The following is a 7883-nucleotide window of genomic DNA, read 5'->3' as shown; positions in this document are numbered from 1 at the left end:
CCCACGCCAGACACGTGCTCATCGGAAGCCCCCCTCAGCCAGTGGAGGGCTTCACGCTACGACACCGCTTCCTCACCCAGCCACAGCGCTGGATCCGCAATACGACGCCATGCCTCGCTGGCTCAGTCCGTCGGCTTGCACTGCGCCGTGAGCGCTTCCGCTCTATCCGGGAAGCGACTCGTCAGCTCCCGCTTCGCCTCGGCCACGGCGGACGCATTGCCCTGGCGGGCGTGGATCTGGCAGCGAGCGGAGAGGGCTCGCGGGTCATCCGGCGCGAGCTGGTCCGCCTCGCGGTATGCGCGCTCGGCGCCCGCCGTGTCTCCCTGCCGGAAGAGGATGGCGCCCAGGTAGTAGTGGGCGATGGCGAGCTTCGGTGCCTTCCTGAGGGCACGCTTGAGCAGCGAGGCCGCGTCCTCCACACGCTCCTGGCGGTAGCGCACGAAGGCCAGCTCGGCCAGGGCCTCCGCGTCGTTGTGGTCCTTCGTCCACGCGCTCAGCACGTCCGAGGCCTCGTCGAGCTTCCCACCCTGGGACAGCAGCCGCCCATAGCGCGGGGCAATCCGTGCATCCTTCGGGCGCTTCTCGTACGCCTTGGAGAGCGCGGCGATGGCGCCGGACACGTCTCCCTGGCGCTCCCTCAGCTCGGCCAGCGCCAGCGCCGGGCGCACATCCCCGGGCGCCAGCGCGGTGGCATCCTCGATGGCTCGCTCGGCCCGCTTGCCCATCCGCAGCTCGGTGGCGGCACGCGCCGTCAACAACTGCGCCTCCACGTCCTTGGGGAAGCGCCGCGTGTAGGCCTCAGCGATCTCCATCGCCTCGTCATGCCCGCCCACCTCGAGCAGCAGCGAGCCCGCCCTGGCCAGCTCCTGCGCCGTGGCGCTCTCGTCCTGCGCAATCCCCTTCAGCGCGGACCTCCGCTCCTCGCGGCTGGAGGCGGCCTCGGCGGTGGCGATCCGCTCGGCGGGCAGCACGCTCGGGCGCAGCAGCAGCCACGCCGCGCCGCCTCCCACGGCGGCCAGGGCCAGCACGGCGCCCAGCACGATGGGCAGCAGGCGCCGGGACGGGCGCGCGCGAGGCTCGGCGCGAACCGTGGCCGGCTCGGGCGGCAGCGTGGCGGGCCCGGGCGGCAGGGACTTCTCGGTGGCGATGCTGGCGGGGGGCCTCATCAGCGGCTGCGTGGGCCCCTGGGGACTCGAGGCGCGAGACGCCATGGCCCGAGCCACGTCCAGCACGGGCTGGGGCGCCTGCGAGCCGGAGTCCGACGGGTCCGCCGAGCGGGCGCGCTGCAGCGCCTGCCGCTTCGGATCCCGGTCCAGCGGGAAGAGCTGCTCCACGTAGGCGGCCACCTGCTCCGTCGTCGCCACCTCCGCCTGGCCGCCCACGCTCTCGATGGCCTCGGTGAACACCTCGAGGGACTCGAAGCGCGCCTCCGGCTCGCGGTGCAGCGCCGTGAGGCAGATGTGCTCCAGCGCGTGGGGCACGGACGGATCGAACGCGGTGGGCGGCCTGGGGCGCCCCTCGGCGATGCGCGACAGCACCTCCTCGGGGTTCAGTCCGGTGAAGGGCCGCCGGCCGCAGAGCTGCTCGTAGAGCATCACCCCAGCGGCGAAGATGTCGGCGCGGTGATCCACCGTCTTGCCGACGATCATCTCCGGCGACATGTAGAAGAACTTGCCCTTGAGCGTACCGGGCTCCGTCCCCGAGCCGAGCGTCTCCGCCTTGGCGATGCCGAAGTCGATGACCTTGATGGCCCCGTTGACGCCCACGTGGATGTTGTCCGGGGTGAAGTCCCGGTGGACGATGCGCAGCGGCCGGCCAGCCTCGTCCACGGCCCGGTGCGCGGCGTCCAGCCCGCGACATGCCTCCACCAGCACGCGCAGGGTGACGCCCAGGGGCACGCGCTGGCCTCGCTCGGCCGCCTCCGCGCGCAGCTCCGCGAACGAGCGCCCCTCCAGCAGCTCCATGGCGATGAAGGGCTCGGAGTCCTCGATGCCCAGCTCGAGGATGGTGACGACGTTCGGGTGGTGCACCTGGGCGGTGATGCGCGCCTCGTTGAGGAACATCTGGACGATGCGCCGGTCCGACACCAGGTGCGGCAGCAGTCGCTTCACCGCCACCGCCGGGCCGCGCTGGCCACTCTCCTCGATGCGGCGGCCCAGATACACCTCCGCCATGCCGCCCGTCGCGATGCGCGCGCTCAGGCGGTAGCGACCCAGCCAGGAGGGGTTCTGTTCGGGGGGGCTCACGGCGCGCCCAGTCTACGTATCCCGAGGGCCCGCGTCCTGCCTCCCATGGGCGTTTTGGTGCCTGGCTGCCGGCACAGAGGGCGGGAAGGCAGGAAATTTGCCCCGAGATGTTTCCCGCCCCACGCTACCGCCCCGCGCGGCAACGGAGGTGAAGTGCATGTGTGGTCGGCTGGGTCTGCTCCTGGGAGTGCTGCTCGCCTCGAGCGGGTGCACGGCGGTGGATGTCGCGAGGGCGCCCTCGACGCCTCGCGGCCATGACGTGTTCGTCACCACCTCGGACCTGCCGGGCCCCTACAAGAGCCTGGGGGTGGTGCAGGCCACGCGGCGCGGCGCCATCCTCTTCGGCTTCGCGGATCCGGCGAGCACGGACCTGCAGGGAGACCTGGACGAGCAGCTGCTGCCCCAGGTGCGCCAGATGGGCGGCGACGGCGTCATCAACGTGCGCTTCCAGCAGACGCAGTACACGCTGCCCACCCGCATCCTCTTCGCCATCCTCTTCTTCTTCCCCCTGCCCAGCGAGGCCACCATCACCGGCGAGGTGGTGAAGCTCGAGGCGGGCGCCGCCGCGCCAGGCATGGGGGCGAGCGTCGTGCCCCCTACTCGCTGAGCCCTGACTTCCCGCTCCTGGAGAGTTCCTGGTGAGACTCCTGCTGCTCGTTTCCCTGGTGTTGGCCACCGGCTGTGGCGCCACGGTGCGTGGCTCGCCCCTGTCCAGCCGTCCGTCCGCCGAGGACGGCCGTGGCATCTTCCTGACCACCGGCCACTCGCCGCGCCCCTACCGCACGGTGGGCTTCGCCCAGGTGACGGGCTACGGCGTCACCGTCGCGGGCGTGTCGGACATGGGCGAGGCCGGCCTGGACAGCACCATCCGCGGCACGATGGCCCAGGTGGCCGCCCAGATGGGCGGTGACGGCGTCATCCACATCGAGTTCCTCGACGAGAACCCCCCCACCGAGATCGAACGCATCTCGGATCTCTCCGAGACGGTGTCCAACGTCGCCAGCGGCAAGGGCGAGGTGAAGACCCGCAACCGCTCGGTCATCGTCACCGGCGAAGTCATCCAGTTCCTCTCCGCTCCGTGAGGCCCCCTCCGATGCGCCTTCTGCTCGCTGTCTCGCTCGCGGCCCTCACCGGCTGCACCGTCATCAACACCGCCTCCGTCCCCTCGGACCGCGGCGGCCAGGACGTGTTCGTCACCGCCGGCAACATCCCGGAGCCCTACGAGTCGCTGGGCATGGTGCAGGTGACGCGCTCGGGCGTGCTGCTGTTCGGCTTCGCCGACGTGGTGGGCACCGACCTCCAGTCCGGCTTCCAGGACGTCCTCATCCCCCAGATTCGCCAGATGGGCGGCGACGGCGCCATCAACGTGCGCTTCCGGCAGACGCAGTACCTGCCGGTGCAGAAGGTGCTGGGGGCCATCTTCTTCTTCGTCCCCCTGCCCAGCAGCGTGACGGTGACGGCCGAGGTGGTGAAGCTGCGGCGCGGCAGCGCGGCCCGGCCCGCCGAGGACGCCGTCAAGCCTCCGGTGGCGGTGCGCTGAGAGCACTCGCACCTACCTCTCTCCCCGCTGCTGGCGCGAGGGGGGGAGCAGGGTGGTAACGTCTGAAAGAGCCGGGAACCTGGACTGCCAGGGCCCGGGCGAGAGGCTTTCCTTGGCAGCTGCGAGGTGGGAGCGACGTTGGGTACCGTCCTCAAGGGTGGATATGTCGTAGAGCTGGAGCCGGCCACCGTCGAGCGGGTGGATCTCCGCATCGACGATGCGCGCATCGTGGCGCGAGGCCCGGATCTGCAGCCTCAGCCGGATGACGAGGTGGTGGCGCTGTCGGGCAAGCTCGTCTTCCCGGGCCTGGTGAGCGCGCACCACCGGCTGCACATGTCGCTGGGCCGAGGCATGCCCGAGCCGGCGCTGGACAGCTACCAGGAGGCGCTGGAGAAGGTGCGCTGGCGCTACGAGGGCGCGCTGGACCTGGACGCGGTGCAGGTGGCGGCCACGGCGGGCGGGCTGGAGGCGCTGCAGTGCGGCACCACCACGGTGTTCGATCTGCACTCCTCGCCGAAGGAGATTCTGGGCTCGCTGACGCGGGTGGCGCGCGGGCTCCACGAGGTGGGGGTGCGCGGGGTGCTGTCCTACGCGGTGACGGACCGCGCGGGGGCGGTGGGCCGCGAGGAGGGGCTGGAGGAGACCGTCTCCTTCACGAAGAAGGCCAAGGGGCGCTTCCGCGGGCAGGTGGGCTCCGGCCAGTGCTTCACCCTGGGCAACGAGGCGCTGGAGGGGCTCAAGCAGGCGGTGGCCACGACGAACACCGGGCTGCACGTGCCGCTGGCCGAGGATCCGCTCGACGAGAAGCTCTCCGTGGAGCGGCACGGCGCGTCGCCGGTGGCGCGGCTGATGGACGTGGGGCTGCTGTCGCCCCAGAGCCTGGTGGCGCACGCGGGGCACCTGGCCTGGGGAGACCTGGCGCAGGTGATCAGCACGGGCGCGTGGCTGGTGCACACGCCGCGCTCCAACCAGCGGCTGGAGGTGGGGTACGCGCCAGCGCTGAAGTTCGGCGCGCGCGCCACGCTGGGGGCGGACAGCCTCTCGGCGGACCTGTTCGCCGAGGCGCAGGCGGCGTACCTGCGCTCGCGCGAGGCGGGGCAGCCCATCGACGTGCTGCGCTACCTGGCCAACGGCCACCGGCTGGCGTCGCAGGCGTTCGAGCTGCAGGTGGGCCCGCTGCGCGAGGGAGCGCTGGCGGACCTGCTCATCCTGGACTACCTGCCGGCCACGCCGCTCACTCCGGAGAACCTGGCCTGGCACGTGGTGTTCGGCCTGGGCTCGCGGCACGTGGAGGCGGTGATGGTGGACGGCAGCTGGCGCATCTGGGCGCGCCGGCCGCTGTCGGTGAACCCGATGGTGGTGGCGGACCAGGCGCGCGAGGCCGCGGCGGCGGTGTGGGCGCGCATGGCCGGCACGTGACAGCGGGAGCACCGCGGCGCTTGCCTTCCGGGCGGGCGGGCCATTAAGACCCGGGGCATGCTCCTACCCATCCTGGTGACGGGCTTGTTCTCGAGCGCTGTCCCTCAAGCGGGTGACACGGCGCCGGACTTCACGGTGACGGACACCGACGGCAAGACGCACACGCTGTCGGAGCTGGTGAAGACGGGCCCGGTCATCGTCGCGTTCTTCCCCAAGGCGTTCACACCTGGTTGAACGCGCGAGCTCTCGGCGTACCGGGACCGGTACGCGGACATCGAGAAGCTCAACGGCCAGGTCCTGGCCGTCTCAATGGATGACGCGGCGACGTTGAAGAAGTTCAAGGAGTCCCTGAAGGCGCCGTTCGCCTTCATTCCGGATCCGGATGGCAAGGTGGTGAAGGCGTTCGACGTGAAGACACCGGTGGTGTCCTTCGCGCAGCGCTACACCTTCGTCATCGGCGAGGGGAGGAAGATCCTCAAGGTGGAGTCCGGCAAGGACGCCATCGATCCCGAGGGCGCCGTGATGGCGTGCCCGCTGCGCAAGCCCGGCTCGAAGCCGGACGCGGGGACGCCCTCGGACGCCGGAACCTAGGGGCGAGCGGAGCGCAGCTTTTGCGCTCCCTGGAGGGGCTCCGCAGCTCTTGCGGGCCCCGGGGGCGCCCTGCCTGGGCCGGGCCCCGGCACATCACCTGCACTGGAGGACAGGCCTGGACCCGGATGGACCGGACGGGCGGACCTCGAGAGGAGCAGGTGATGAAGAAGGAGCAGCCATCCTGGTGGAGGCCCTGGGTCCTCCCGGTGCTCCTCGTGCTCGGGGCCATCGCCGTGCAGGAGCTCATGCGCGCGCAGCAGCCGGCGCCCTTCTCCTACTCGGAGTTCCGTGAGGCGGTGGCGCAGGGCAAGGTGGAGTCGGTCCTCCTCTTCCCCACCCGCATCGATGGCCACTACAAGGTCGGCCCCGGCGAGAACCCTCGCACCTTCTCCGTCGTGCGCGTGGAGGATCCGGCCCTGCTCGAGGAGCTGACCCGTCACGGCGTGAAGGTCTCCGGCGTCGTGCCGGACAGCCCCTGGATGTCCATCGGGATGTGGCTGCTGCCGCTGGGCCTGCTCATCTTCGTGAACCTCGCCCGCCGGGGCGGCTCGACGGAGCCGGGGGGCTACCTCGCGGTGGGGCGCAGCAAGGCCCGCATCTACGCGGAGAAGGACATCCCCGTCCGCTTCTCGGACGTGGCTGGCGTCGACGAGGCCAAGGAGGAGCTGTCGGAGGTCATCTCCTTCCTCCAAACACCCGAGAAGTTCCGCAAGCTGGGCGGGAAGATCCCCAAGGGTGTCCTGCTGGTCGGCCCTCCCGGCACGGGCAAGACGCTGCTGGCGCGCGCGGTGGCGGGCGAGGCGAAGGTCCCCTTCTTCAGCATCAGCGGCTCGGAGTTCGTGGAGATGTTCGTCGGCGTGGGCGCCGCGCGCGTGAGGGACCTCTTCCAGCAGGCCCAGGCGCAGGCGCCCTGCATCATCTTCATCGACGAGCTGGACGCGCTGGGGCGGGCGCGCCAGGCCGGCCCCATGCCCCATGAGGAGCGTGAGCAGACGCTCAACCAGCTGCTGGTGGAGCTGGACGGCTTCGACCCCCGCATCGGCGTCATCCTCATGGCGGCCACCAACCGGCCGGAGATCCTGGACCCGGCCCTGCTGCGCGCGGGGCGCTTCGACCGGCACGTGCTGGTGGACCGGCCGGATCGCGGCGGCCGGCTGGCCATCCTGAAGGTCCACGCGCGCTCGGTGCCGCTGGAGGATCCGGCGGACCTGGAGGCCCTGGCCGGGATGACGGTGGGCATGGTGGGCGCCGACCTGGCCAACGTCCTCAATGAGGCGGCGCTGCTGGCCGTCCGCCGCAACAAGGACAAGGTGGGACGCGCCGAGCTGGAGGAGGCCGTGGAGCGCGCCGTGGCGGGGCTGGAGAAGCGCCACCGGGTGCTCAACCGGCTGGAGCGCGAGCGCGTGGCCCACCACGAGCTGGGGCATGCGCTGGTGGGCCTGGCGCTGTCCGGGGCGGAGTCGCTGCGCAAGGTGTCCATCATCCCTCGCGGCATCGCCGCGCTCGGCTACACCATCCAGGTGCCCACCGAGGACCGCTTCCTGATGACGCGCCAGGAGCTGATGGACCGCATCGCCATGCTGCTGGGAGGCCGCGTGGCGGAGGAGCTGGTCTTCCACGAGGTGTCCACCGGGGCGCAGGACGACCTGCTCAAGGCCACCGACATCGCCCGGAGCATGGTGGCCTCCTATGGCATGAGCGAGTCGCTGGGGCCGGTGACGTTCGATGACGGCAAGGCCTCCCCCTTCCTGGAGACGGGCCCGTCGCGGGTGCGGGGCAACTACAGCGAGGCGATCGCCCGGCGCATCGACGACGAGGTGCGCCACCTCCTGGAGGCCCAGCACGCCCGGGTGCGCGAGCTGCTCGGCGCGCGCGAGGCGGTGCTGCGCAAGGCGGCCGCGCGGCTCCTGGAGAAGGAGACGCTCAGCGGGGAGGAGCTGGCCGCGCTGGTCGCGGAGCCGGGCTCGGGCAAGCCGCTCGAGCCGCCCGCCCGCGACGCGGCGTGAGCCACTGCCACCGCCTCGACGCCTGCCTGTCCGCTCGGGCTGTTGGCAGGACGATGAGCTTGCCTGGATGAAGACCTTCCT

General features: G+C 71.4%; 7 protein-coding genes. 6 read left to right on the top strand and 1 reads right to left on the bottom strand.

What is annotated here, in order from left to right; translation table 11 throughout:
* Window positions 1–122 precede the first annotated feature (122 nt).
* Complete coding sequence (locus KY572_RS39320; RefSeq protein WP_317987959.1) at window positions 123–2246, bottom strand: protein kinase domain-containing protein; 2124 nt, start codon at window positions 2244–2246, stop codon at window positions 123–125.
* Window positions 2247–2403: 157 nt separating this feature from the next.
* Between KY572_RS39320 and KY572_RS39315 the strand changes: the two genes are divergently transcribed.
* From KY572_RS39315 to ftsH, 6 genes are all read left to right on the top strand, one after another.
* The gene (locus tag KY572_RS39315; protein ID WP_224248869.1) at window positions 2404–2853 is read left to right on the top strand and encodes a hypothetical protein; all 450 of its coding nucleotides are present in this window, start codon (window positions 2404–2406) and stop codon (window positions 2851–2853) included.
* Window positions 2854–2884: 31 nt separating this feature from the next.
* Window positions 2885–3328, top strand: a complete 444-nt coding sequence (locus KY572_RS39310; protein ID WP_224248868.1) for a hypothetical protein — start codon at window positions 2885–2887, stop codon at window positions 3326–3328.
* A gap of 11 nt (window positions 3329–3339) precedes the next feature.
* Window positions 3340–3786: a hypothetical protein gene (locus tag KY572_RS39305; protein ID WP_224248867.1), complete on the top strand. Its 447-nt coding sequence runs from the start codon at window positions 3340–3342 to the stop codon at window positions 3784–3786.
* 138 nt (window positions 3787–3924) lie between these two features.
* The gene (locus tag KY572_RS39300; protein WP_224248866.1) at window positions 3925–5205 is read left to right on the top strand and encodes an amidohydrolase family protein; all 1281 of its coding nucleotides are present in this window, start codon (window positions 3925–3927) and stop codon (window positions 5203–5205) included.
* Window positions 5206–5262: 57 nt separating this feature from the next.
* Window positions 5263–5796: a peroxiredoxin gene (locus KY572_RS39295; RefSeq protein WP_224248865.1), complete on the top strand. Its 534-nt coding sequence runs from the start codon at window positions 5263–5265 to the stop codon at window positions 5794–5796.
* 161 nt (window positions 5797–5957) lie between these two features.
* On the top strand, window positions 5958–7802 hold the full coding sequence (ftsH, locus tag KY572_RS39290; protein WP_224248864.1) for an ATP-dependent zinc metalloprotease FtsH: 1845 nt from the start codon (window positions 5958–5960) through the stop codon (window positions 7800–7802).
* Window positions 7803–7883: the final 81 nt, after the last annotated feature.

The organism is Hyalangium gracile, assembly GCF_020103725.1.
Lineage (GTDB): Bacteria > Myxococcota > Myxococcia > Myxococcales > Myxococcaceae > Hyalangium > Hyalangium gracile.
The sequence above is the reverse complement of the archived record's forward strand: the minus strand, read 5'-3'. Positions and strand labels throughout refer to the sequence as shown.